General features: G+C 74.9%; 19 protein-coding genes. 12 read left to right on the top strand and 7 right to left on the bottom strand.

Going from position 1 to position 24,197, the window contains the following annotated elements:
- Nucleotides 1–90: 90 nt before the first annotated feature.
- Entirely contained in the window at nt 91–570 is a 480-nt protein-coding gene (locus ACIP5O_RS22405; protein ID WP_401295969.1) for a hypothetical protein, read from the top strand.
- A 51-nt stretch (nt 571–621) separates the two neighbouring features.
- Here ACIP5O_RS22405 and treY read toward each other — a convergent pair whose 3' ends face one another.
- Together treY and glgX are read right to left on the bottom strand one after the other, a co-directional pair.
- The gene (gene treY / locus ACIP5O_RS22400) at nt 622–2,994 is read right to left on the bottom strand and encodes a malto-oligosyltrehalose synthase (RefSeq protein ID WP_401295966.1); all 2,373 of its coding nucleotides are present in this window, start codon (nt 2,992–2,994) and stop codon (nt 622–624) included.
- A gap of 163 nt (nt 2,995–3,157) precedes the next feature.
- Complete coding sequence (gene glgX, locus ACIP5O_RS22395; RefSeq protein WP_401295963.1) at nt 3,158–5,281, bottom strand: glycogen debranching protein GlgX; 2,124 nt, start codon at nt 5,279–5,281, stop codon at nt 3,158–3,160.
- A gap of 479 nt (nt 5,282–5,760) precedes the next feature.
- On the opposite strand from glgX, the gene ACIP5O_RS22390 reads away from it, so the two are divergent.
- Together ACIP5O_RS22390 and ACIP5O_RS22385 are read left to right on the top strand one after the other, a co-directional pair.
- The gene (locus tag ACIP5O_RS22390; RefSeq protein ID WP_401295960.1) at nt 5,761–7,083 is read left to right on the top strand and encodes an SAV2148 family HEPN domain-containing protein; all 1,323 of its coding nucleotides are present in this window, start codon (nt 5,761–5,763) and stop codon (nt 7,081–7,083) included.
- Between the two features lie 87 nt (nt 7,084–7,170).
- Nucleotides 7,171–7,896, top strand: a complete 726-nt coding sequence (locus ACIP5O_RS22385; protein WP_401295958.1) for a 3'-5' exonuclease — start codon at nt 7,171–7,173, stop codon at nt 7,894–7,896.
- Between the two features lie 220 nt (nt 7,897–8,116).
- On the opposite strand, the gene ACIP5O_RS22380 is transcribed toward ACIP5O_RS22385, so the two are convergent.
- Nucleotides 8,117–8,974 carry a phosphotransferase gene (locus ACIP5O_RS22380; RefSeq protein WP_401295955.1) on the bottom strand — a complete coding sequence of 286 codons (858 nt, stop codon included), beginning with the start codon at nt 8,972–8,974 and terminating at the stop codon, nt 8,117–8,119.
- Nucleotides 8,975–9,194: 220 nt separating this feature from the next.
- On the opposite strand from ACIP5O_RS22380, the gene ACIP5O_RS22375 reads away from it, so the two are divergent.
- The 4 genes from ACIP5O_RS22375 to ACIP5O_RS22360 all read left to right on the top strand — a co-directional run bounded on the left by ACIP5O_RS22375 (nt 9,195) and on the right by ACIP5O_RS22360 (nt 13,028).
- Complete coding sequence (locus ACIP5O_RS22375; protein ID WP_401295952.1) at nt 9,195–10,139, top strand: carbohydrate ABC transporter permease; 945 nt, start codon at nt 9,195–9,197, stop codon at nt 10,137–10,139.
- Nucleotides 10,136–10,978, top strand: coding sequence for a carbohydrate ABC transporter permease (locus tag ACIP5O_RS22370; RefSeq protein WP_401295950.1), 843 nt, complete (start codon nt 10,136–10,138; stop codon nt 10,976–10,978). The genes ACIP5O_RS22375 and ACIP5O_RS22370 overlap by 4 nt, the downstream gene beginning before the upstream one ends.
- On the top strand, nt 10,975–12,309 hold the full coding sequence (locus ACIP5O_RS22365; protein ID WP_401295947.1) for an ABC transporter substrate-binding protein: 1,335 nt from the start codon (nt 10,975–10,977) through the stop codon (nt 12,307–12,309). Before ACIP5O_RS22370 ends, ACIP5O_RS22365 begins: the two co-directional genes overlap by 4 nt.
- Before the next feature lie 164 nt (nt 12,310–12,473).
- Nucleotides 12,474–13,028, top strand: coding sequence for a DUF1697 domain-containing protein (locus ACIP5O_RS22360; RefSeq protein ID WP_401295944.1), 555 nt, complete (start codon nt 12,474–12,476; stop codon nt 13,026–13,028).
- A 70-nt stretch (nt 13,029–13,098) separates the two neighbouring features.
- Here ACIP5O_RS22360 and ACIP5O_RS22355 read toward each other — a convergent pair whose 3' ends face one another.
- Nucleotides 13,099–14,748, bottom strand: coding sequence for an FAD-binding oxidoreductase (locus ACIP5O_RS22355; RefSeq protein ID WP_401295941.1), 1,650 nt, complete (start codon nt 14,746–14,748; stop codon nt 13,099–13,101).
- A 160-nt stretch (nt 14,749–14,908) separates the two neighbouring features.
- Between ACIP5O_RS22355 and ACIP5O_RS22350 the strand changes: the two genes are divergently transcribed.
- Entirely contained in the window at nt 14,909–15,406 is a 498-nt protein-coding gene (locus tag ACIP5O_RS22350) for a hypothetical protein (protein WP_401295939.1), read from the top strand.
- Between the two features lie 12 nt (nt 15,407–15,418).
- Here ACIP5O_RS22350 and ACIP5O_RS22345 read toward each other — a convergent pair whose 3' ends face one another.
- Nucleotides 15,419–16,150 carry a methyltransferase domain-containing protein gene (locus tag ACIP5O_RS22345; protein WP_401295936.1) on the bottom strand — a complete coding sequence of 244 codons (732 nt, stop codon included), beginning with the start codon at nt 16,148–16,150 and terminating at the stop codon, nt 15,419–15,421.
- Between the two features lie 201 nt (nt 16,151–16,351).
- Here ACIP5O_RS22345 and ACIP5O_RS22340 point away from each other — a divergent pair, with 201 nt between their 5' ends.
- The 4 genes from ACIP5O_RS22340 to ACIP5O_RS22325 are packed head-to-tail and all read left to right on the top strand — an operon-like array spanning nt 16,352 to nt 21,148.
- Nucleotides 16,352–17,527, top strand: a complete 1,176-nt coding sequence (locus ACIP5O_RS22340; protein WP_401295934.1) for a polyprenyl synthetase family protein — start codon at nt 16,352–16,354, stop codon at nt 17,525–17,527.
- On the top strand, nt 17,524–19,080 hold the full coding sequence (gene crtI / locus ACIP5O_RS22335) for a phytoene desaturase family protein (protein ID WP_401295931.1): 1,557 nt from the start codon (nt 17,524–17,526) through the stop codon (nt 19,078–19,080). The genes ACIP5O_RS22340 and crtI overlap by 4 nt, the downstream gene beginning before the upstream one ends.
- Complete coding sequence (locus ACIP5O_RS22330; RefSeq protein ID WP_401295929.1) at nt 19,077–20,156, top strand: phytoene/squalene synthase family protein; 1,080 nt, start codon at nt 19,077–19,079, stop codon at nt 20,154–20,156. The genes crtI and ACIP5O_RS22330 overlap by 4 nt, the downstream gene beginning before the upstream one ends.
- Nucleotides 20,157–20,161: 5 nt before the next feature.
- The gene (locus tag ACIP5O_RS22325) at nt 20,162–21,148 is read left to right on the top strand and encodes a DUF5914 domain-containing protein (protein WP_401296264.1); all 987 of its coding nucleotides are present in this window, start codon (nt 20,162–20,164) and stop codon (nt 21,146–21,148) included.
- A 70-nt stretch (nt 21,149–21,218) separates the two neighbouring features.
- Here ACIP5O_RS22325 and ACIP5O_RS22320 read toward each other — a convergent pair whose 3' ends face one another.
- Nucleotides 21,219–22,808 (bottom strand): FAD-dependent oxidoreductase, encoded by a 1,590-nt coding sequence (locus tag ACIP5O_RS22320; protein ID WP_401295926.1) that lies wholly within the window; start codon nt 22,806–22,808, stop codon nt 21,219–21,221.
- Complete coding sequence (locus ACIP5O_RS22315; RefSeq protein WP_401295924.1) at nt 22,795–24,063, bottom strand: lycopene cyclase family protein; 1,269 nt, start codon at nt 24,061–24,063, stop codon at nt 22,795–22,797. The genes ACIP5O_RS22320 and ACIP5O_RS22315 overlap by 14 nt, the downstream gene beginning before the upstream one ends.
- Nucleotides 24,064–24,197: the final 134 nt, after the last annotated feature.

Here is a 24,197-nt window from a genome sequence, read left to right as displayed (position 1 = left end):
GGCCGGAAGGACTGTCCCCCGTCACTGTTAGGGTGTCGTGCGCTCGTCAAATGAGCCGTATTTACTACCACTTTCAACGGGGTTTGAAACATGAAGATCCGTCATGTCCGCGCACTCGCCGTCTTCGGCATCGCGCTCGTCGCCCTGACCGGTGCCCGCGGCTCGGGCGGTGGCGGCTGCAGCAGCCACAGCGGCTCCAGCTCCAGCAGCGGCGGCAGTCACCACGACAACGACGACAACGGCAGCACCTCCGGCGGTTCCGCGTCCGGCGGTTCCAGCAGCGCGAACAAGGCCCTGCGCGACATCACCATCGACACGTGCGCCTACGACGCGGCGACCAAGAACCTCACCGCGCGCGTCACCATCAAGAACGACGGCGTGCTCGACTACGACTACGACGTCACGCTGCAGTTCAAGGGCACCTCCGCGGTCTCGGCGACCGCGACCACGACCGACGTCGCGGTCACGGCGGGCGCCTCCAAGAGCGTCGACGTGACCACCGCCTACCCCGGCACCGGCGACGGCTCCGAATACACCAAGTGCGAGGTCACGCGGGCCAACCGCTCCTGACCCGCGCAGGAGGACGGGGGAGGGGCGCGGACCGCGCCCCTCCCCCGTCCGTCATCCCGCCCCGTCCGGGATCCGCGCGAGCAGCGCCACCGGCCGCTCCTCGAAGAGCTCCGCCAGCTTCAGCTCCGTCGCCGGGCCGCCGGTGAACTCCCGCACCCCGTCCAGGACGTCGGCCCAGCGGCCCTCCGGCAGCACCAGCTCCGTGTCCTGCCAGCCGCCCATCTCCGCGAGCCGCAGCGAGAGCCGGGTCACCGCCGTGACGACCTCGCCCCTGCGGGCGAAGGCCAGGCAGTGGCCGGCGGCCGGCCCCTCGGCCGCCAGCGGCACGTACGCCCCGCCGGGTCCGAAGGCCCCCGGGCGCTCGCGCCGCAGCCGCAGCGCCGCCCGGACCAGGGCCGTCCGGTCGTCGTCCGGACCGGCCGCGAACGGGGCCCGGTTGTCCGGGTCGACGAGCGCCCGGTACTCCCGCTCCGTGTTCTGGTACAGCTCCGGCACCCCCGGCATCGTGAGCTGCGCGAGCAGCGCGCCCAGCGCGTGCGCCCGGATGTGCGGCTCCAGGGCGAAGGCCGCCTCCGAGGCCGCCCGGAGCGGGATCCGGCCGGGCCCGGCCGCCGCGAACTCGGCCACCGCCCGCTCGTACTCCTCGTCCGGCTCGGTCCAGCTGGTCCTGAGCCCCGCCTCCCGCACGGACTTGAGGAGCGCGGGCACGAGCCGGTCCGCGTCCGGCGTGCCGAGGCCGAAGGCCGTCTGCCAGGCCGTCCACGCCAGGTGCTGGTCGGGCGCGGGCACCCCCGCCACCTCCCCGAGCAGCTCCGTCCACACCTCCGGGCACTGGGCGAGGACCGCGATCGCGGCCCGCACGTCCGCGCTCCGCTTGGTGTCGTGGGTGGACAGGACCGTGCCCGTGGCCGGCCAGTCCCGGGCGATCCGCAGGCAGTACGCGTGGAACTCCTCCACCGGCACCGCCGGGCGCCCCGCGTCGCCGCCCACCTCGTTCGCCGAGAGCAGCGGCGTGTACCGGTAGAAGGCCGTGTCCTCCACGGACTTGGCCCGCAGCGCCGAGGACGTCTGCGCGAACCGGGCCCGGAACGCCCGGTGCTCGGCCCCGTCGCCCCGCAGGCCGAGCGCCAGCTCCCGTACGAGGTCGACCGCCGTCGCCTCCTCCTCCACCGCGAACGCGGCCTTCGCACCGCGCGCCGCCTCGGGGGTGATCACCTCCTCGCCGCCGGTCCGGTAGGTCCGGTAGACCGGCACCCGGACCAGGAGCTCCCGGACCGCGGTGCGCAGCGCCCAGGGCGCGTGGTCCCGCAGGCCGGGGTCGGCGGCGCAGATCCGCTCCGCGATCCGGGTCAGCGCGGCCGTCTCGGCGGCCAGGTCGTGCCCGACCACCTCGTACGCGGCGCGCCGCTCGGTCGCCTCCCAGCGGCCGCCCCGGTCGGCGGCCTTGCCGACGAACCCCCGGTACAGCTCGGCGAGCGTGTCGGCGCCCACGGGGTCGGTGAACACCCCGTCGAGCCGCCGCAGCGCGTCGTATCCGGTGGTGCCCGCCACCGGCCAGGCCTCGGGGAGCTCCTCCGTACCGGTGAGGATCTTCTCCACCACCGTCCAGCAGCGCCCGCCGGTCGCCTCCGCCAGGTCCTCCAGATAGCCCTGCGGGTCCGCGAGGCCGTCCGGGTGGTCGATGCGCAGTCCCTCGACCACCCCGTCCGCGACCAGCTCCACGATCTTCGCGTGGGTGGCCTCGAACACCCCGGGCTCCTCCACCCGCACCCCGATGAGGTCGGAGACGGTGAAGAAGCGCCGGTAGTTCAGCTCGGTGCGGGCGAGCCGCCACCAGCCGAGCCGGTACCACTGGGCGTCGAGCAGCTCGTCCAGCGGCAGCCCCTCCGTGCCGGGGCGCAGCGGGAACTCCTGCCCGTCCAGGCGCAGCACCCCGCCGGAGACCCGGAACCGGTCCCGTACCTCCGGGAGCCGCGCGGGCAGCACCGGGAGCAGCAGCCGGCCGTCCCCGGCCCGCCAGTCCACGTCGAACCAGCGGGCGTACGGCGAGTCGGGGCCGTCGCGGAGCACGGCGCGCAGCGCGTGGTTGTGGACGGGGGAGGCCGCCATGTGGTTGGGCACCAGGTCCACGACCAGGCCGAGCCCGTGCGCCCGCGCGGTCGCGGCCAGGGACCGCAGCCCCTCCTCGCCGCCCAGCTCGGCCCGTACGGACCGGTGGTCGGTGACGTCGTAGCCGTGGGTCGAGCCGGGCACCGCCTCCAGGACGGGGGAGAGGTGCAGATGGGAGACCCCGAGACCGGCCAGGTGCGGCACGGCGCGCTCGGCGGCCGCGAACGGGAAGTCCGGCTGGAGCTGGAGCCGGTAGGTGGCGGTCGGCGGGGAGGTGAGGCGCGAGAGTGGGGAACGGGCCGGAAAGGAGGTCATGCGAACGTACGTACCCGGCTGGAGGGCTTCTCTGTCATCGCCTCCGCGTCCGTCCGTGCCCATCGCCCCGGATTCCCCCGAAAGGATGACGCCGAACGGCCCCGCCGGTCGCCCGGCGGGGCCGTGGTCCGCAAGTGGTGCTCGGACAGTGCTCGGACGGTGCTCAGGCGGGCCGGCGCAGCACGGTCAGGCTGAGCGGCGCGAGCGTCACCCGCTCGCCGCCCGCCAGCTCCGGCCCCTCGTGTGGCGGCATGCCCTGCGGGTCGGAGGTGTCCACCACCGTGCGCCAGTAGTGGCCGTGGCTGTCCGGCACCGAGAACTCCAGCTCCTTCGACGAGGCGTTGAACATCAGCAGGAAGGAGTCGTCGGCGATCCGCTCGCCCTGCGTGCCCGGCTCCGAGATCGCGTTCCCGTTGAGGAAGACGGTCAGCGCCTTGGCGTGCGCCGCCTGCCAGTCCCGGGAGGTCATCTCCTCGCCCTCGGGCGTGAACCAGGCGATGTCGGTCAGCTCGTCGTGGGTGCCCTCGACCGGCCGCCCGTGGAAGAAGCGGCGGCGCCGGAAGACGGGATGCTCGCGGCGCAGCCGCACCATCGCCCGGGTGAAGCGGAGCAGGGTCGCCTCCACCTCGCTGTTCTCCTTGGGCCACCGCACCCAGGACACCTCGTTGTCCTGGCAGTACGCGTTGTTGTTGCCGCCCTGCGTCCGCCCGAACTCGTCGCCGTGGCTGAGCATCGGCACGCCCTGCGACAACATCAGGGTGGCGAGGAAGTTGCGCATCTGGCGGGCGCGCAGCTCCTTGATCCCGATGTCCTCGGTCTCGCCCTCCTCCCCGCAGTTCCACGAGCGGTTGTGGCCCTCGCCGTCCCGGTTCTCCTCGCCGTTCGCCTCGTTGTGCTTCTCGTTGTACGACACGAGGTCGCGCAGGGTGAAGCCGTCGTGGCAGGTGACGAAGTTGACCGAGGCGAGCGGCCGCCGGCCGTCGTCCTGGTAGAGGTCGGAGGAGCCGGTCAGGCGGGAGGCGAACTCCGCGAGGGTGCGCGGCTCGCCCCGCCACAGGTCCCGCACGCAGTCCCGGTACTTGCCGTTCCACTCGGTCCACAGCGGCGGGAAGTTCCCCACCTGGTAGCCGCCCTCGCCCACGTCCCACGGCTCGGCGATCAGCTTCACCTGGCTCACCACCGGGTCCTGCTGCACCAGGTCGAAGAAGGACGACAGGCGGTCCACCTCGTGGAACTGGCGGGCCAGGGTGGCCGCCAGGTCGAAGCGGAAGCCGTCCACGTGCATCTCGGTCACCCAGTACCGCAGGCTGTCCATGATCATCTGGAGCACGTGCGGGGACCGCATGAGCAGCGAGTTCCCCGTGCCGGTCGTGTCGAAGTAGTGCGCGGGCGCGTCGTCCACGAGCCGGTAGTACGAGGGGTTGTCCAGGCCCTTGAAGGAGAGCGTCGGGCCCAGGTGGTTGCCCTCGGCGGTGTGGTTGTAGACCACGTCGAGGATGACCTCGATGCCCGCCTGGTGCAGCGCCCGGACCGCCGACTTGAACTCCAGGACCTGCTGGCCCCGGTCGCCCCAGGACGCGTACGCGTTGTGCGGGGCGAAGAAGCCGATCGTGTTGTAGCCCCAGTAGTTCGAGAGCCCCGAGTCCGCGAGCCGGTGGTCGTTCACGAACTGGTGGACGGGCATCAGTTCGAGCGCCGTCACCCCCAGCTCCTTCAGGTGCCCGATCACCGACGGGTGCGCCAGGCCCGCGTACGTCCCCCGCAGCTCCTCGGGGAGGTCCGGGTGCAGCATCGTCAGGCCCTTCACGTGGGCCTCGTAGATCACCGTGTGGTGGTACTCGGTGCGCGGACGCCGGTCGTCGCCCCAGTCGAAGTACGGGTTGACCACGACCGAGGTCATCGTGTGCGGGCCCGAGTCGAGGTCGTTGCGCGCGTCCGGCTTCCCGAACGGGTAGCCGTACACCGCCTCGCTCCACTTGACCTGCCCCGACACCGCGCGCGCGTAGGGGTCGAGCAGCAGCTTCGCCGGGTTGCAGCGCAGCCCCTGCTCCGGGGCGTACGGGCCGTACACCCGGAACCCGTACCGCTGTCCGGGCATCACGCCCGGCAGATAGGCGTGCCGCACGAACGCGTCGGTCTCGCGCAGCTCCACCGCCGTCTCCGAGCCGTCGTCGTGGAGCAGACACAGCTCGATCCTGTGGGCGGCCTCCGAGAAGACCGCGAAGTTGGTTCCCGCACCGTCATAGGTGGCGCCCAAGGGGTACGCCTGTCCCGGCCAGACCTGCATGGATACGACTATTCCTCTTCTGTCCGGGTTCTTCTGGATGGTCTTCGGCCAGATCCTGCCCGAAAGAGGCGCGAGCTCCTAGGACTTCGCCCGGTCCTGCCGGGTGACCCCCGACCGTGCGGGGGACGGGGGGCAAATGTGTACGAAAAGACATCCCGCCACCCGGGGGAACGGACAACCCGGGAGACTCCGGACGGACCGCCTCCGGAGTCAACATCGGGTTCCGCCGCACCGCCCCGGGCGGGTGCCGTCGACCGGGGCCGGTCCACCGGCGGGACCCCGTCGGCACCCGGGGGCGCAACCGCTATGAATCCGCTCACTCCACCCGATCTCGCCCCATGGAACAGGCGCTTCCGGGTGGGCAGTTGAGGAAGGAGCCTGCCGATCCTGCTGCACCGCCTCCCGCTCCCGGAGTACCCTTCCTTGATCGTTGCCGGAGTGGTCGAAACGAGTGTCCAGGAGCAGAAGGCGGTGCGCGGGTGAGCTCGGGAGGTCTGGAGCTGCCCCCAGGGGACGCGGATCGGGACGGAGGCCCGGGCGGCCCCGCCGAGGCGCCGTCCGGAGCGGCCGCACCCCCGGGAGCCGGTGCGCCCCCGGGCGCGGGTGCGCCCTCGGGAGCCGGTGCGCCGCCCGGCACGGTCGCCGTCGCCCGGCCGGTCGAGATAGGGGCCGAGCTCGACTGGGACGCCGAGGCCTGGAGCGAGGTCCGCACCCGGGCCCAGCGCGCCGGCCGCGCCTACATCTGGCTGAATCTCGTCGAACAGCGCCTGCGGGCCGTCGTCGCCGCCGTCCTGCGGCCCATCTACGAACCGGTCCACGGCGAGGAGTGGGTGGTCGCCGCCGCCGGACCGGCCGGCCAGGAGTGGGTGCAGCGCGCGGTCGCCGTGCGCGAGGTCTCGCGGCGCAAGGGCTACCTCCTCGACCCGGCCGACGACAACGTGCTGAGCTTCCTCACCCTCCCGCAGCTCCGCGAGCTGATGGTGCAGCACTGGCCCTGCTTCGAGCCCTACTTCGACGACCGGCGCGAGGTCGAGCTCGCCCTCGACGAGCTGGAGGTCACGCGCAACGTGGTCTCCCGCAACCGCGCCCTCTCGCTGACCGTCCTCGCCCAGTCCGAACGCGCCTCCGCCCGCATCCTGGAGATCCTCGGCAGCGGGGCCGGGGTCCCGTCCGCCGACCGGCTGCCCGTGGACGCCGTCGAGGACCTCGTCGGCGACCGGTACGCGGACGTGGTACAGGTCCACCCCGACCGGGTCCGGCTCCAGCGGCAGCTGCCCGCCGAGGACCTCTTCGGCGGCGCCCGCCGCCTCGACGCCACCGGCATAGGCCTGAACCTGCTCGTGCAGAACTTCTCCGGGCGCCGCATGGTGCGCCTCGCCGAGTCCGGCTGCCGGACCCGCCTCCTCTTCCTCAACCCCGCCAGCAGCGCCGTCAAGCGGCGCGAGCGGGAACTCGGCCTCAAGAAGGGCGAGCTGAGCCGCTCGGTCGAGATGAACATCCTGCACATGCGCCGGGTCCGCTCCAAGCTCCGTGACCCGGGCGCCTTCCAGATCCACGTCTTCGACGAGACCCCCCGCTTCACCGCCTACCTGGTGGACGGCGACGGCCCCGACGGCGTCGGCGTCGTCCAGTCCTACCTGCGCCGCGCCCGGGGCATGGAGGCCCCGGTCCTGGTGCTGCGCGGCGGCGGCCGGAACGTGGTCCGCCACGGCCGGCCGGCCGGTGACGGGGACCACGGGCTGTTCGAGACGTACCGCGAGGAATTCGAATCGGTCTGGCTGGACTCCCGGCCCGTCTCCTGAGCCGTCGGCGAGGGGGACCCGAGGCGGTTGTCAGTGTCGCGTGCGAGGGTGGTCGTACCACGGGGGAGATCACGTAAGGAGGACCCGATGGCTTGGCACGGCGAGACGCTGGTCGGCTTCGATCTGGAGACGACCGGCACCGATCCGCTGGAGGCCCGCATCGTGACGGCCTCGATCGTGGAGGTCGACGGCGGGGGACGCGTCGCACGGCGGCGGGACTGGCTCGCCGACCCGGGGGTCGACATCCCGGACCAGGCCGCCGCGATCCACGGCATCACCACCGAGCGCGCCACGGCCGAGGGCCGGCCGGTGCGCGAGGTGGCCGACGAGATCGCGAAGGCCCTCGCGGAGTACTGGGAGGACGGCGTCCCGGTCGTGGCGTACAACGCCTCGTTCGACCTCACCCTCCTCGCCGCCGAGCTGCGCCGCCACGGGCTGCCCCCGATGGAGGAGCGGCTCGGCGGGACCGGGATCGGCCCGGTCGTCGACCCGTACACCATCGACCGCGCCGTCGACCGCTACCGGCGCGGCAAGCGGACCCTGGAGGCGGTCTGCGGCGAGTACGGCGTCGTCCTCGAAGCCGCCCACGAGGCCGCGGCCGACGCGCTCGCCGCCGTCCGGGTCGCCGTCGCGATAGCCGAGCGGCACCGGCGGGTGGCCGACCTCGACCCGGCCGAGCTCCACGCGCGCCAGATCGACTGGTACCGCGCCTGGGCCGAGGACTTCCAGGCCTTCCTGCGCCGCAAGGGGGACGCGGAGGCGGTCGTCGACACGGCGTGGCCCCTGCGCGACGCGGCCGTGTCGACGCGCTGACCTCTCCCGGCGGTCGGTTCTCCTTCAGGAAGGAGAACAGCGGCTCGTTCACCTTCTCCGGCCGGTCGTGGCCGACCAGGCGGAACCGGTCGACGTCCGGCGTGACGTCCGACAGCTCCCCCCCCCGCATCACAACACCCCGTTCCCGGCGCCCGGTTCGACGGGGGCGTGATGAGAGAAGGGGTGGGCGCCGAGGCGGGTACGCGGGGAGAGGGGCCCGTCAGAACGGGTACCAGCGCACCTCGGGATCGCCGTCCCGCAGCGAGGCCACCCGGCGCTCGAACTCGGCCAGGGCCTTCGGGTTCGCCGGCGCGTGCTGGGCCACCCACGCGCAGCTCGCGGTCTCCCGCGCCCCGCGCAGCACCGCGCAGCCCTCCCACTCCCGGACGTCCCAGCCGTACGCCTCGGTGAAGGCGTCGTACGCGGCCGGGTCGAGGCCGTACCGGTCGCGGGAGAGCGCCAGGACGACGAGGTCGTGCTCGCGCAGGTCCGAGGAGAAGGTCTCCAGGTCGACCAGGACCGGGCCGTCGGGGCCGACGTGGACGTTCCGGGGGAGGGCGTCCCCGTGGATCGGGCCCGGCGCCAGGCGCGGGGTCAGGGCGGCCGCCGCCGGGGCGAAGGCGTCGCGCCGCTCGCGCAGGAAGGCCGCGTCCGCCGGGTCGATCGCGTCCCCCGCGAGCCGCAGCCACCGCTCGACGCCGCCGAGCAGCTCGCGGCGGGGGAGCGCGAAGCCCTCCGGTTCCGGCAGGGCGTGGACCCGCCGCAGCAGCGGGGCGAGGTCCCGGGGCTCGGGCGGCCGGACCGCCGCGGGCAGCCGGTGCCAGAGGGTGACCGGGTGGCCCGCCACGAGCCGGGGCTCCTCCTCCGCCGCCCGCACGGCCGGGACACCGGCCTCCGCCAGCCAGGCGGCGAGCGCCAGCTCGCGCTCCGCCCGTCCGAGCAGCTCGGCGTCCCGGCCCACCTTCACCACCAGGTCGCCCACGGCGAAGACCGCGTTCTCGCCGAGCGCGAGGAGCTCGGCCTCCCCGGCCGGCAGCCCCGCCCCGTCCAGGACCTCCCGTGCCCGCGCCTCGTCCATCGACCTCTCCCTCACCTCTGCGTTCGCGTCGAAGTCTCGCATCCGGCCGGCCCGCCCCGGAGATCGCCCCGGCGGCGCGGCGGGGTTCGTTCGGGGTTCCCTCCGGGTTCCCCCGGGGTTCGCGCGGCGGCGGCAGCGGGCAGAGGTAGACGGACGGACCGGAGCGACCGGTCCGGGGGATCCGGGCGAGCCGGGGGAACGGGTGGAAGGGGGAGGGGCCGTGGGTTCGACGACCGTCACGAAGCGACCGGACGGAGCGCGCACACCGCGCGCCGCCTCCGGGACACGGCCGCGCGGGCCCGACTTCGGCGCCTGGTTCCTCGTGCTCCCGGCGCTCCTGCCGATCCTCGTCCTCAGCGTCGGCCCGCTCCTCTACGGCGTCGCCCTCGCCTTCACCGACGCCCAGTCCGGCCGCACGCAGCCCACCCGCTGGGTCGGCACCCTCAACTTCCAGGACCTGCTGCACGACGGCCTCTTCTGGGAGTCGTTCCGCATCGGCCTGGTCTGGGCCGTCGGGGTCACCGTCCCCCAGTTCCTGCTCGCCCTCGGCCTCGCCCTCCTCCTCGACCAGAAGCTCCGGTTCCGCTGGCTCGCCCGGGCGCTCGCCATCGTCCCCTGGGCCATGCCCGAGGTCGTCGTCGGCATCATGTGGCGGCTCGTCTACAACCCGGACGCCGGCATCCTCAACGAGACCCTCCGGGACCTCGGACTCGGCCAGGGCCACGACTGGCTCTCCGGGCTCGCCACCGCCCTCCCGGCCGTCGTCGTCGTCGGCGTCTGGGCCGGCATGCCCCAGACCACCGTCGCCCTGCTCGCCGGACTCCAGAACACCCCGCGCGAACTGCACGAGGCCGCCGCCCTCGACGGCGCCGGGGCCTGGCGCCGCTTCCGCACCGTCACCTGGCCCGCGCTGCGGCCGGTGGCCCTCGCCATCACCGCCCTCAACCTCATCTGGAACTTCAACTCCTTCGCCCTGGTGTACGTGCTGACCAACGGCGGACCGGGCGGCCGGACCCGGCTCCCCATGCTCTTCGCCTACGAAGAGGCCTTCCGCTACGGCCAGTTCGGCTACGCCGCCGCGATGGGCTGCGTGATGGTCGCCGCCGTCTCCGTGCTCGTCGCCCTCTCCCTCGTGCGCCGACTGAAAGGGGACCAGGACCGGTGAGCGCCTTCCGGACCGGCAGGGCGGCCAGGACCGGCCAGTACCTGGCCCTCCTCGCGTACCTGGCCTTCCTCGCCCTCCCCTTCCTCTGGCTGGTCTCCACCGCCTTCAAGCCCGCGCCCGAGCTGGCCTCGCTCCACCCCACCTGGATCCCGCGGGAGCCCACCCTCGACAACTTCCGGCAGGCCTTCGACGAGCAGCCGCTGCTCCGGGCCGCCGCGAACAGCCTGGTCGCCGCGGTCGCCGCCGCCCTGATCGCGGTGGCCCTCGCCACCCCGCTCGCCTATGCGACGGCCCGTCACCGGGGAAGGCTCTCCGGCGCCGCCACCGGCTGGGTGGTGATCAGCCAGGCCTTCCCCTTCGTCCTGGTGATCATCCCGCTCTTCCTGATCCTCAAGAACCTGCGTCTGATCAACAGCGTGTTCGGGCTCGTCCTGGTCTACGTGGTCTGGTCGCTGCCCTTCGCCCTCTGGATGCTGATCGGATACGTCCGGGCGGTCCCGGCCGAACTGGAGGAGGCGGCGGCCGTCGACGGCGCCGGCCGGCTCCGCACCCTCGTCTCGGTCACCGCCCCGCTGCTCGCCCCCGGCGTCGTCGCCACGGCCCTCTTCGCCTTCGTCACCGCCTGGAACGAGTTCTTCTTCGCGCTCGTCCTGCTCAAGACCCCCGAGAAGCAGACCCTGCCGGTGGTCCTCACCCACTTCCTCGGTGCCGAGGGCGTCGCGGACCTGGGGCCCCTCGCCGCCGCGGCCTTCCTCGCGACCCTGCCGTCCCTCGTCGTCTTCGCCGTCCTCCAGAGACGGATCACCGGCGGGACGCTGGCCGGGGCGGTGAAGTCATGAGGCACCTCCCGGTCTTCCTCGGGCGTCTCCCCGTGTCCCTCGGGCGTCTCCCCGTGCTCCTCGCCGTCCTCCTCCTGCTCCTGAGCGGCTGCGCCGCCGGGGACGACGGCCCCGACGACGGGGTGGTGCGGCTCCGGTTCCAGTCCCTCGCCTGGCAGAAGGAGTCCGTCGACGCCAACCGGCGGCTGGTGGAGGAGTGGAACGCCACCCATCCCGGCGTCCAGGTCGAGTACGTGCAGGGAAGCTGGGACTCCGTCCACGACCAGCTCCTCACCTCCTTCGAGGGCGGCGAGGCGCCCGACATCGTCCACGACGCCTCCGACGACCTGGCCGACTTCGCGCACGGCGGCCACCTCGCCGACCTGCGCCCGCTGCTGTCCGCGCGGCTGCGCGCCGACATACCCGCACGGAGCTGGGAGACCACCACCTTCGGCGAGGGGGTCTACGGCGTGCCGTTCCTCCAGGAGCCCCGGGTGATCCTCGCCAACCGGAAGCTCCTGGAGGCGTCCGGCGTCCGGGTGCCCACTCCGGAGAAGCCCTGGACCTGGAGCGAGTTCCGGCAGGTAGCCCGGGACCTCACCCGGAGCATGGGGCCCGGCCGGTACGCCGTCGCCTGGCCGCTCAAGGAGCCGGTCTCCGTCAGCCTCAACCTGGGCCTCTCGGCGGGCGGCCGACTCTTCCACCGGGGCGCGGACGGCCGGGTGACCGTCGACTTCACCGGGGCCGACGCCGTCGTCCCCGCCACCGTCCGCGCCCAGGTCGTCGAGGACCGCACCGCCCCGCGCACCACGCTGGGCAGCGGGGGTTCGGACACCCTGCCCGGCTTCTTCGCCGGCAAGTACGCCATGGTCCCGCTCGGCTTCGCCTACCGGCAGCAGATCGTCCAGCAGGCGCCCGAGGGCTTCGCATGGACCGTGCTGCCCGCCCCCGCCGGGAGCGCCGGGCTCGCCCAGGGCGTCTCCCCGCAGACCCTGTCGATCGCCGAGGACAGCCCGTACAAGAAGGAGGCGGCGGCCTTCCTCGACTTCTTCCTGCGCCCGGAGAACATGGTGCGGCTCGCGCGCGGGGACTGGATGCTGCCGGTCGGCACGACGGCGCTCGCGGACCCCTCCCTGCACACGGCCGAGGACGGCTGGGCGACCGGGGCCGCCGTGGCCGAGCGGCTGCTGCCCGCGCCCGCGCAGTCCGTGCGGGGGTATCCGGAGTGGAAGGACAAGGTGGCGACCCCGGCCTTCCAGGAGTACTACAGCGGCGCCGTCGACGAGGCCGAGCTGCGCAGACGGCTGGTCGAGGACGGCAACCGGGTGCTCGCCCGCTATCAGCGGAAATGAACGGTTCGCGGGGAGCCCGTCATTACGAAACCTTGTTGAAAAAGTCACAGTAGGGTGACGGACCTTCTCCCGCCCCTCTCCATCGGACAGTGTTCGAACCGGCCACCGTGCCGCCCCCCACGAGGCGCGGTGGCCCGCCCGCCTCCGCGTCCTACAGTGGCCCCATGACGCAGACGTACGCGGCCCTGCTGCGCGGCATCAACGTGAGCGGGCACCGCAAGGTCCCCATGGCGGAACTCCGTTCCCTCCTGGAAGGCCTCGGCCACCGGAACGTCCGCACCCACCTCCAGAGCGGGAACGCCGTCTTCACCACCGGCGCGGACGCCTCCGAGGGCGAGCTCACGACCGCGCTCGAGGACGCGATCGAGGACCGGTTCGGGTTCCGCGTGGACTGCCTCGTCCGGGGCGGCGCCTATCTCGCCGCCGTCGCCGACGCCTGCCCGTTCCCCGCCGCGGAGCTGGAGGGCAGGCAGCTCCACGCCCTCTACTTCTCGGGGCCCCCGGACGTCGAGCGGTTCGCCGCGATCGACCGGGAGGCCTACCGCCCGGAGGCCTTCGCCCTCGGCGACCGGGTCCTCTACCTCTACGTCCCCGAGGGCCTCGGCAGGTCCCGGCTGGGGGAGGCCGTCTCCCGGCCGTCCCTCTCCAAGGGGCTCGTGGTCACCGCCCGCAACTGGAACACGGTCCTCAAGCTGGTGGAGATGACCCGGGAAGGCTGACGGGCCGTCCGCCCCGATCCGCCCCCGGATCCGCCCGCCCCGATCCGCCCTCGGTTCCGTCCGCCCCGATTCAGGAACCGGGGCCGGGCCGCAGGGGATCGACGACGGCTCCCGGGTTCAGGATCCCGGCCGGGTCCAGGACCGCCTTGCCGGCCCGCAGGGCGGCCGCGAACAGTTCGGGGCGCTGCCGGTCGTACCAGGGCCGGTGGTCGCGACCCACCGCGTGGTGATGGGTGATGGTGGCGCCGTGGGCGAGGAGCGCCTCGGAGACCGCCCGCTTGATCTCGTCCCACTGCTCCACGGTGCTGCCCCACCGGCCCGAGGCGTAGATCCCGAAGTACGGCGCGGGGCCGTCCGGATAGACGTGGGTGAAGCGGCAGGTCACCACGCCCTCCGCGCCGACCTGGCGCAGGGCGTCCCGGGCCGCGTCGTCGACGGCCGCGCGCAGGGCGTCGAAGCGGTCCCAGGTGCAGGCCGTCTCGAACGTCTCCACGATCATGCCCTGGGCGGCGAGGGCGTCCCGCCGGTAGGGCATGCGCAGGAAGGAGTCGCGCCAGGTGCCGGCCGCTCCGGCGCGCGCGGACCGGTCGGCGGTGTCGGTGTGTGCCGGTCCGTCGGTGGTGTCCGTGTAGCGCGGCGGTTCGGACAAGGTGCCGCCGTGGTCCCGGCACAGTTCCAGCGCGCGTTCCATCCACGCGTGCACGGGATGGTCGGCGGACTCGAAGCCGAGCACCAGGACGGCGGTGGGGGAGGCGGCGTTGATGAAGGCCTCGACGGGGTCCAGGAGTCGGCAGCCGGCCGGATCGAGCCCGGACTGGGACAGGGCGCGCACCGCCCGCACGCCCGCGTCGTGGTCCGCGAACCCCACCGAGGCGCCCGCGCGCCACCGGGGCCGGTCCTGGAGGCGGACCCAGGCCTGGGTGATGACGCCGAGCGACCCCTCCGAGCCGAGGAACATCCGGTCGGGGGAGGGCCCGGCGCCCGAGCCCGGGAGCCGGCGGGACTCCACGACGCCGCCGGGGGTGACGACCCGCAGCGATTCGGTGAGGTCGTCGATGTGGGTCAGGCGCGTCGCGAAGTGGCCTCCCGCCCGGGTGGCCAGCCAGCCGCCGAGGGTGGAGAACTCGAAGGACTGGGGGAAGAAGCGGAGCGTGCAGCCCCACGGGCGCAGCTGGTCCTCCAGGTGCGGGCCGAGGACCCCGGCCTGGACGAGCGCGGCCCGGCTGGTGCGGTCGACCTCCAGGACCCGGTCCATCGCGCCCAGGTCCAGGCTGACCGCCCCGGCGTACGCGTCGCCCACGCGGGGTTCGACGCCGCCCACCACGGACGAGCCGCCGCCGAAGGGGACGACGGCGACGCCCGCGTCCCCGCACCACTCCAGCACGTCGACGACCTGCTCCTCCGAGGTCGGGCGCACCACGAGGTCGGGCACGTGGGGCAACCGCCCGAGCAGCGCCCGTACCACGTCGCGGAAGGCCTGCCCGTGGCTGTGCGCGAGCCGGTCGCGCACGTCCTCGGAGACGATCGGCGCCAGGGCCCGCGGCGTCCGGATCCTGCTCCGGCCGACGCCGAACGACCCGATCGCGGGGGGCTCGTGGACGGTCAGGTCCGCCCCCGGCAGCAACGCGGCGGTGCGGCGGGTGAGTTCCTCGCGTTCCCGGCCCGTCACCGCGTCCTCGACGTTCCCCCATCCCCACCACGAACGCGTTCTGCCCCTCATGACCGCACCACCGATCCTGACGCCGGGTAAGTTACCTGCCGGTCACATTCGCACGGGGCGGGCCCGCGGACAAGACCGGGGACGACCGCGGGCGAGGGGATCCGCCGGGGGAATTCCCGGGGTGTGTCGTCCGGAAAAGGCCTCGGAGGGCTCCGCCGGTTTGAGCCCACGGGAAAGCCCGACCGTCCGTGCCCCGACCGCCGATCCCGACGCCACCCGGCGCCTGGAGTCCGTCGACGCGACGAGCGCCACCCAGAGCGACAGGTCCGTGGAGAGGGTCGGTGACGCGTACCGGTCCCAGGTGAAGGTGTCCGGGACCTTCCGGCAGGAATTCGACCTGAGCGAGTACCCGTTCGACATCACCGTCCTGGGAGCGCGCTTCGGACTCCTGGGCGCGTCCCTCTTCGGCGTGGTCCTCAGCATGCGCGCCGTCAGCCTGACGGGGACGTCCTTCGGGGTGACCCTGGTCGACCAGATCCACCTGGCCACCCTGCTCCACACCCTGGTCGGCGTGGGCTGCACCTCCTGCGTCCTCTACCGGTGGGCCGACCCCGAGGCGCAGACCCCGGTACGGCGGACCAACACGGCCGTCGCCGTGGCGACCACGGCCGCGTACCTGATCGCCAACGCCGTCAGCACCGGCCTCGCGGTCACCTGATCGGCCTCGCGGTCACCCGATCGGTTTCGCCGTCACCCAGGGCCTTACCCCGACGAACGTGTGGGTGATGCCCGTCTGCCAGCCCGGCTGCGGAAGCGCCCGTACGTCCGTGAAGCCCGCGCGGCGCAGCCGGTCGGCGAAGGCGGGCGCGGTGTCGAAGTCGAGGACGCTGCGCCACAGGTGCCGGTAGAGCGCCCCGTCCCCGTGGAGGCGGCCCCACGGCAGGACGACCGCGCCCATCACCGCCGACCACACCGCCCGGTGGGCGGCCCGGCCGCCGAGGGCGTACTCGTGGACGACCAGCCGCCCGCCCGGCCGCAGGACCTCCCGGACCCGGGCGAGGGCTCCGTCGGGATCGGCCACGTTGCGGAAGAGGTAGGCGGCGAAGACCGCGTCGTACGGGCCGCGCACCCCGGCCTCCGCCAGACCCTCCACGGGCGCGTGCACGAAGGAGACCCCGGGCGGCCACGGCTTGTCCCGCGCCCGGTCGAGCATCCCGGCGGACGCGTCGACCCCGGTGACGGACGCCCCGGGCGCGGCCCGCAGCAGCGCCCGCGTCGACGCCCCCGTACCGCAGCCGAGGTCGAGCACCGACCACCCCCGGCCGCCGTCGGGCAGGGCGAGGCGGCGGGCGGAGCGGAGCAGGTGCCGGTGGTAGCCGGGGCTCGCGGAGGTCATCCGGTCGTAGGTCCGCGAGGCGCGGTCGAAGGCGTGGGCGAGGTCGGCGTCGTACAGCAAGGTCATGGACCGCTCCTCCGTGGGGTCTCCCGCATCGGGTCTCGCCCGCAGTGTCGCCCGCCGCGGGGACGGACGGGTGCGGACGGGGGTGGCGCCGGGCGGTGATTGGGCCGGGCGGCCCAAGGAACGGTGCATCCGATGCCGCCGGCGGTACTGAATGACCCGTGAGGACGAAGAGATGCCGCCCGGCGAGCGAGGGGTGAACCGATGCGCGTGCGCGATCCACTTCAGGTAGACGAGGGGGTACCGGCCGCCGTCGAGGAGCACCTCGCCGCCGTCCTCCGGCAGCGGACGGCGGACGCGGCGGACGCCGACCCGGACTTCGCGACCGACGTCGCCGACCGGGTGGCCGCCTTCGCCCTGGGCGGCGGCAGGCGGCTGCGCGCCGAGTTCCTGTGGTGGGCGCTGCGCGGCAGCGGCGGCGGCGCCCCCGAGACGCCGGCGGCCCTGGGGGTCGCGGCCGCCCTCGAACTCGTCCAGACGTGCGCGCTGATCCACGACGACGTGATGGACGGCTCGCCCCTGCGCCGGGGCCGTCCCGCCGTGCACGTGCAGCTGGACGCGCGCTTCGGCACGGGGGAGCGGGCGCTGCCCTGCGGCACCTTCGGCGGCGCCGCCGCCGTCCTCGCCGGCGACCTGGCCCTCGCCTGGGCCGACGACGCCTTCGCCGAGTCCGTCGCGGGGCTGCCGTCGGCGTCCCGGGCGGCCGGGGTCTGGCGGGTGATGCGCACGGAGATGGTCGCGGGCCAGTACCTCGACCTGCGCGCCCAGGTCACGGGCGACGGCTCGGCCGACCGGGCCGCGCGCACGGCCGTCCTGAAGACGGCCCTCTACTCGATGGGACACCCCCTGGCCCTGGGCGCGACCCTCGCCGGAGCGTCCGGGGACACGGTCCGCGCGCTCCGCGAGGCGGGCCGGTCCGCCGGGCTCGCCTTCCAGCTCCACGACGACGTGCGCGGGGCCTTCGGTGATCCGGCGGCCACCGGGAAGCCGGTCGGCGAGGACATCCGCGAGGGGAAGGCGACCTACCTCCTGGCCGTCGCCGGGGAGCGCTGCGCCGAGCTGGGGGACCGGGCCGGGCTCGGACTCCTGGAACGGATCACCGGCGGAGCCCGTACGACCGAGGAGGACGTGGACCGCGTCCTCGACCTGCTCGTCTCCTGCGGCGCCCGGGACCGGGTCGCCCGGCGGGTCGAGGAACTGTGTGCCCGGGGCGCGGAGACGGTGGCGCGCGCCGGACTCGCGCGGGAGGCGGCGGACCGGATCGGGGCGCTCTTCGGAGCGGCCTGCGGACTGGAACCGGGGCGCGCCACCGCACCGCCCCCACCGTCCACACCATCCGTACCGCCCACCCTGCCCGTCCTGATCGGGGAGGCCCGGTGAAGACGATCGCCGGACCGACGGACCACGTCGTCGTGGTGGGCGCGGGGCTCGCCGGGCTCGCCGCCGCCCTCCACCTGCTCGGCGCCGGACGCCGGGTGACCGTCGTCGAGGGCGAACCGCTCCCGGGCGGCCGCGCCGGCCGCCTCGACCTCGGCGGCTACCGGGCGGACACCGGGCCGACCGTCCTCACCATGCCCGACCTCCTCGACGACGCCTTCCGGGCGGTCGGGGACTCCCTGCGCGCCCGGGTCGACCTCGTCCCGCTCCACCCGGCCTACCGGGCCCTGTTCGCCGACGGCACGCGCCTCGACGTGCACACGGACGCCGACGCCATGGAGGCGGAGGTCGCCGCCTTCGCCGGCCCCCGCGAGGCCGCGGGGTACGGCCGGCTGCGCCGCTGGCTGGAGGAGCTGTACGCGGTCCAGATGCGCCGCTTCATCGACGCCAACTTCGACTCCCCCGCCCAGCTCCTCCACCCCGACCTCGCCCGGCTCGCCGCCCTCGGCGGCTTCGGCCGGCTCGACCGGGCCGTGGCCCGCTTCCTGGCGGACGAACGGCTGCGGCGCGTCTTCTCCTTCCAGGCCCTCTACGCGGGCGTGGCGCCCTCCCGGGCCCTGGCCGCCTACGCGGTGATCTCGTACATGGACACGGTCGCCGGGGTCTACTTCCCGCGCGGCGGGATGCACGCCGTACCGGCGGCCATGGCGGACGCGGTGGTACGGGCCGGCGGCACGGTCCGGTACGACGAGCCGGTCACCGCGCTCGAACGCCGGGGCGAGCGCGTCACCGCCGTCCTCACCGAGCACGGCCGGATCCCCTGCGACGCGGTGGTCCTCACCCCCGACCTGCCCGTCACCTACGGCCTCCTCGGGCGCGAACCCCGCCGCCCCGTCCGGCTGCGGCACTCCCCGAGCGCGGTCGTCATCCACGCCGGGACGGACCGCACCTGGCCCGAACTCGCCCACCACACGCTCTCCTTCGGGACGGCGTGGGAGGGCACGTTCCACGAGCTGATCGACCGGGGACACCTGATGAGCGACCCCTCGCTGCTCGTCACCCGGCCCACGGCCACCGACCCCTCCCTCGCCCCGCCCGGCCGTCACCTGCACTACGTCCTCGCCCCCTGCCCGAACACCCGGACCGGGCCGGACGCCGCCCACTGGGGCGACCTCGGCCCGCGCTACCGCGACGCGCTCGTCCGCGAACTCGAACGCCGGGGCCTCGACGGGTTCGGCGACTCGATCGAGGAGGAGGCCCTGGTGACCCCGGCCGACTGGACGGCCCGGGGGCACGCCGCCGGCACCCCCTTCTCCGCCGCCCACACCTTCGCCCAGACCGGCCCCTTCCGGCCCCGGAACCTGGTCCGGGGCACGGCCAACGCCGTCCTCGCCGGCTGCGGCACCACCCCCGGCGTCGGCGTCCCCACGGTGCTGGTCTCCGGCAAGCTCGCGGCGGCCCGGATCACCGGCGGCCCCGCCCGCCCCGGCCGGCGCCCCGCGCCACCGGGGACGGACCGGACCCGGGTGCCCGGAGCGAACGGGGCCGCGCGATGACGGCCCGGGAGCTGGACGCGGCGGGCATCACCGACCCCCGCCTGCGGGCCGCGTACACCGCCTGCCGGCGCCTGAACGCCCGCCACGGCAGGACGTACTTCCTGGCCACCCGCCTCCTGCCCGTCGACCGGCGCTCGGCCGTCCACGCCCTGTACGGCTTCGCGCGGCGCGCCGACGACATCGTCGACGACCTGGGCACCGACGCGACGACGGAGGAGCGCTCCGCCGCCCTGGACGTCCTGGAGAGCCAGTGGCGGCACGCCGTACGGGGCGGGGAGGTCCGCGAACCGGTGGTGATGGCGGCGGCCGACGCCCGCGCCCGCCACCACATCCCGGAGCGCCACTTCACCGACTTCCTGACCTCGATGCGCAGCGACCTGACGGTCGAGCGGTACGCGACCTACGCCGACCTCCACGCCTACATGCACGGCTCGGCGGCCGTCATCGGGCTCCAGATGGTCCCCGTCCTCGGCACCGTCGTCCCCCGTGCGGAGGCCGAGCCGTACGCGGCGGCGCTCGGCCGGGCCTTCCAGCTCACCAACTTCCTCCGGGACGTGGGCGAGGACCTCGACCGGGGCCGCGTCTACCTCCCCCTGGACCTCCTCGCCGCGTACGGGGTCGACCCCGACCTGCTGATGTGGAGCAGGATGACCGGCTGCCGGGACGCCCGGATCACCGCCGCGCTGCGGGCCGCCGCCGCCCTGACCCGGGGCGTCTACCGCGAGGCCGAACCCGGCATCGCCCGGCTCGCCCCCGTGTCGGCGCCCTGCGTCCGCACCGCCTTCGTGCTGTACCGGGACATCCTGACGGCCATCGAGCGGGACGGGTACGCGGCGGTCCACCGCCGGGCGGTCGTCGGCCGCCGCCGCAGGGCGGCCGTGGCGGGGCGCGGCCTGGTGGCCGCCCTCGCCGCCCGCACCCTGCCGGAGCGCACCCGGACCGCCCCCGCCGTCCCGGCGGTTCCGCGCACGGACGTGCGCAGGACGTGGGCGAGGAGCGGGGCCGAACTCGACCGCGCGACGCGTACGACACGTACGACAGGCACGACGGGGACGGCGGGAGGCGGCGAGCGGTGAGCGCGATGCGGAGGCCGGAGATCCCGCTGCGGCTGCGCCGGAACGCCGTCGCCTGGGAGCGGCAGCGGCCCACGTGGCGGGAGGCCAAACCGGCCCTGATCGCCGAGGCCCTCGACCGCGCCGGGGCCCGCCCCTCGGGCAACTGGTTCGTCGTCGGCGCCGGCCGCGACCTCCGCGACGGCCGGCCGCTCGGGCGGACCGTGGCGGGCACGGAACTGGTCCTGTGGCGCGACGCCGAAGGGACGCCCCACGCGGGCCCGGGGGCCTGCCCGCACCTGGGGGCGCCGCTGAAGGACAGCGTCGTGCGGTGCGGGACCCTGATCTGCCACTGGCACGGACTCGCCCTGGACGGCGGCCCCTTCGCGGGCTGGTCGCCGTGGCCCGTCCACGACGACGGGACGCTGCTCTGGGTCAGGCTCGACCGGGCGGGCGGCGAGACCCCGACGGAACGGCCCTCCGTACCCGAACGCCCGCCGGCGGCCGGGGCGGTCGCCGCCGTCTACACGGGCGTGGGGACCTGCGAGCCGGAGGACGTCGTCGCCAACCGGCTCGACCCCTGGCACGGCGCCTGGCTCCACCCGTACTCCTTCGTCGACCTGGAGGTGCTGCGGACCCCGACCGAGGAGGACGACGCGCTGGAGGTGGAGGTGTCGTTCAAGGTGGCCGGGCGGGTCGTGGTGCCCGTCCGAGCCGTGTTCACCGCCCCCGGACCCCGGACGGTCGTCATGCGGATCACGGCGGGCGAGGGGGCGGGATCGGTGGTCGAGACGCACGCCACGCCCCTGACCCCGCCCGGCGCCCGGCGCCCGCGCACCGCCGTCGTGGAGGCCGTCGTCGCCGGTTCGGACCGGCGGGGGTTCGCCGTGGCCCGCCTGGCGGCCCCCCTCCTCCGCCCGGCGATGCGGGCGGCGGCGGGCCGCCTGTGGCGCGACGACCTGGCGTACGCCGAGCGGCGCTGGTCGCTGCGGGCGCGGGGGCTGTTCCCGGGCTGACGCAGGGCGGTGGGGCCCGGGACTTCTCGTACGGGGGCCGGTTCCGTACGCCCGGGCCGCCGGGAAGCGGTCAGTACTCCCCGTACGCCCGGGCCGCCGCCCTCAGCAGGGCCGACCGGCCCCGCCGGGGCACCGTCCACAGCGTCTGGCCCCGCAGGCCCCAGCGCCACAGGTGCGCGTTGGCCGCCAGGAAGCCCGTCGTGGCGGCCCGTTCCATCAGCGCCACCGGCAGGTCGGTGCGGACCAGGTCGCCGGCGACGGTGACGGTGGGGTCGGGGGTGTCGACCGAGGGCCGGTCCGCGTGGCTCCCGACGGCGAAGAGCGGGCAGTCGTCCCGCCACTCGTCGCGCCGGTCGACGATCCGCGCGCCCGCCGTCTCCGGGTACACGCGGTGGAGCTGCTCCACCAGCTCCCGCCCCACCGGGGCCGGTCCCGCCGCCGCGTCCGCCGCGTAGGCGTGCAGCTCGACCACGGAGCCGCCGGTCTTCCCGGCCCAGCGGGCGGCCTCGCCCTCCCACCGGTCGAGGACGCTGATGTTGTCCAGCGGGCCGTAGCCCCCGGTCCCGAGGAAGCCGGGCCGGTCCGGGGCGACGGGGCGGTCCAGCCAGAGCCGGGTGACCAGGAACGGCGGGGCCGTGCGCAGGGCGGCGACCCGGGTGCGCCAGGCCTCGTCGCACAGGGTCGGCGAGGCCGCCGCGACGGCCCGGAGCCCGGCGGTGTCGAGCGCGAGGACGAGCGCGTCGACCCGTTCCGTACCGCTCGGGCCGTGCACCAGGTGGCCGCCGTCCGGCGCGGCCTCGACCCGGTCGACGGGGGCACCCGTACGGACGTCGGCGCCGTGGCCTTCGAGGTAGCGGGCGAGGGGCTCCCACAGGGCCTGCGGATAGGGCTCGTCGGGCACGTCGAAGAGCAGGCCCTCGGAGGAGCCCAGGAAGTAGATGTGGAACATCAGGGCGAGTTCGGCCGCCGACAGCTCCCCGGGGTCGGCGAAGAAGCTGCGGGAGAAGACCTCGAACGCGAGGTGCCGGGCCTTCTCCGGGAAGCGGATCCGGTCGAGCAGCTCCCGCGCGCTGACGTCGTCGTACCGCTCGTGGACGCCGGGCAGGCGCACGTCCAGGAGGGGCAGCGCGGCCCGGGGGTTCATCCGGGCCAGGTCCCGTACGCCGAAGGAGGGGCTGAGCGCGGCGAAGCCCACGGCGCTCCACGGCGGCGTGCGGGGGACGTGCGCGAAGCTGTCGTACAGGCCCGAGCCGTGCAGCAGGGGGTAGTCGGGCAGCGGCCGCAGCCGCTCCAGGCCCGGGTCGACCCGCCGCAGCAGGCCGCGCAGGTTGTAGTACTGGCGGAAGAAGGCGTGGAAGCCGCGGCTCATCGTCGCGGAGGAGCCGTCCGCCAGCTCCACGGGCCACCCGGCGAGCCGGCCGCCGAGCGACGCCTCGCGCTCGTACAGGGTGACGCGGACCCCGCGCTCCGCGAGCAGGGTGGCGGCGGCGAGGCCCGCGATCCCGCCCCCGACGACGGCGCAGCGCGGCCCGTCCCGGTCCGCCCGGGCCCGCCCGGGGTGCGCGGGCAGGACGGCCGCCCGGCGGTCGCGGCCACGGCGCGGCGCCGGGGTCCGGTCCGGGGTCCGTTCCGGAGCTGAGGGGAGTTCACGGCCGGTCATCGGGGGCCTCCTGGTGCGGTCCCGGGCGGGGGCGCCGGGGGAGTAGGGGGACTTCGGCCGCCGTGCGGAGCATGGCGGGGACGGGCGTGCGCAGCCCGATGGCGAACTCCTCGGCCGGGCCGGTGGCACCGTCCAGGAAGCGGAGCAGCCGCTCGCAGGGCACGCGAGCGAAGAGCCGGGTGAAGAAGGCCGGGCCGTCGATCCGACCCGTGTCGAGGCCGCGCAGCAGGACGGAGTCCATCGCGAGCGCCCGGGAGGAGTACGCGGGCGGGGGCACCGGGCGGCGGCCCCCGTGCACGGCGTCCGCGACGGCCCGGGCCTGCCGCTGGATCGCCGCGAAGGCGTACCCGGTGGAGGGCCGGACGGCCCCGCCCGCCGCCCCGACCCGGAAGACGTGCCGGCCGGCCTCGCGGGGGTGGCGGCCGTCACTCATCGGGATGACCCCCTGCTCGGTTTCGAGCACCTGGAGGGGCCCGAGCCCCAGCACGTCCCCCGTGTACCGGGCCAGGGCCCGGTCGTAGGCGGCGGTCGTCAGCGGGGCCCGGCCGAACTCGGTGTACTCGACGAGCGCCTCGCACGGGCCGGTGGGAAGGACGTAGCCGAAGGAGAGGCCGTGCGCCGGCTGGGGCGTGCGGAAGTCCATCAGCTCGACGACGTCCGGTGCGAACGCCGGCCGCCCGGTCCGCACGAACCAGCCCCGGAAGTGCTGGAGCAGGGCGGTGCGGGCGGGCGGCGCGGCGGCGGGCGGCCGGGAGTCGAAGACCCAGCGGGCCGCGAGCCGCGAGACGGTCCCGTCGGCCGCCCGGCAGCTCACGACGGCGCCGTCCGGCCCGTCGGCGACCTCCTCGACGACGGCCTCGACCCGGCGCAGCGCGGAGAGCCGCGGCCGCAGCCCCCGCTCGAACTCCCCGGAGCGCAGCATCTTGTACCGCAGGCCCCCGAGGGAGCGCACGGGACCGGACCCGTCGGGCCCCCGCACCCGGAGCCCGTCCCAGCTCGCGGCCAGGAAGGAGTCGTACGGGCCCGGCCCTGTCTCCCAGAAGCACCAGGTGCGCTCCGGGGGCCGCAGCGGGCCCGGCGGCGCCTCGACGAGGGTGACGCGGGGGGCGGGGACGCCGTGCGGAGGGGCGAGCAGCCGCCACGCGAGGGACAGCCCGGCCGCGCCGCCCCCGACGACGACCACCTCGGTACCGGCGTCCGCCTCGGTGCCGCCGTCCGCCTCGGTACCGGCGTCCATCTCGGTGCCGACGTCCATGGGCGCCCGTCACCCCCCTCACGTCACCTCGGAAGCGGTCCCGGTTGGGTCTACCCGGGAACGGGGGCGATGCGTGGCCCCGTGCTGCATTCGGCCCATCGGGGGGCGGTGGATGCGGCGATGGCGGAGGAGAC

Source organism: Streptomyces sp. NPDC088915 (genome assembly GCF_044749825.1).
In the GTDB taxonomy this organism is placed as follows: Bacteria; Actinomycetota; Actinomycetes; order Streptomycetales; family Streptomycetaceae; genus Streptomyces.
Note: the sequence above shows the minus strand (reverse complement) of the source record. Positions and strands in the feature narration are given on the sequence as shown.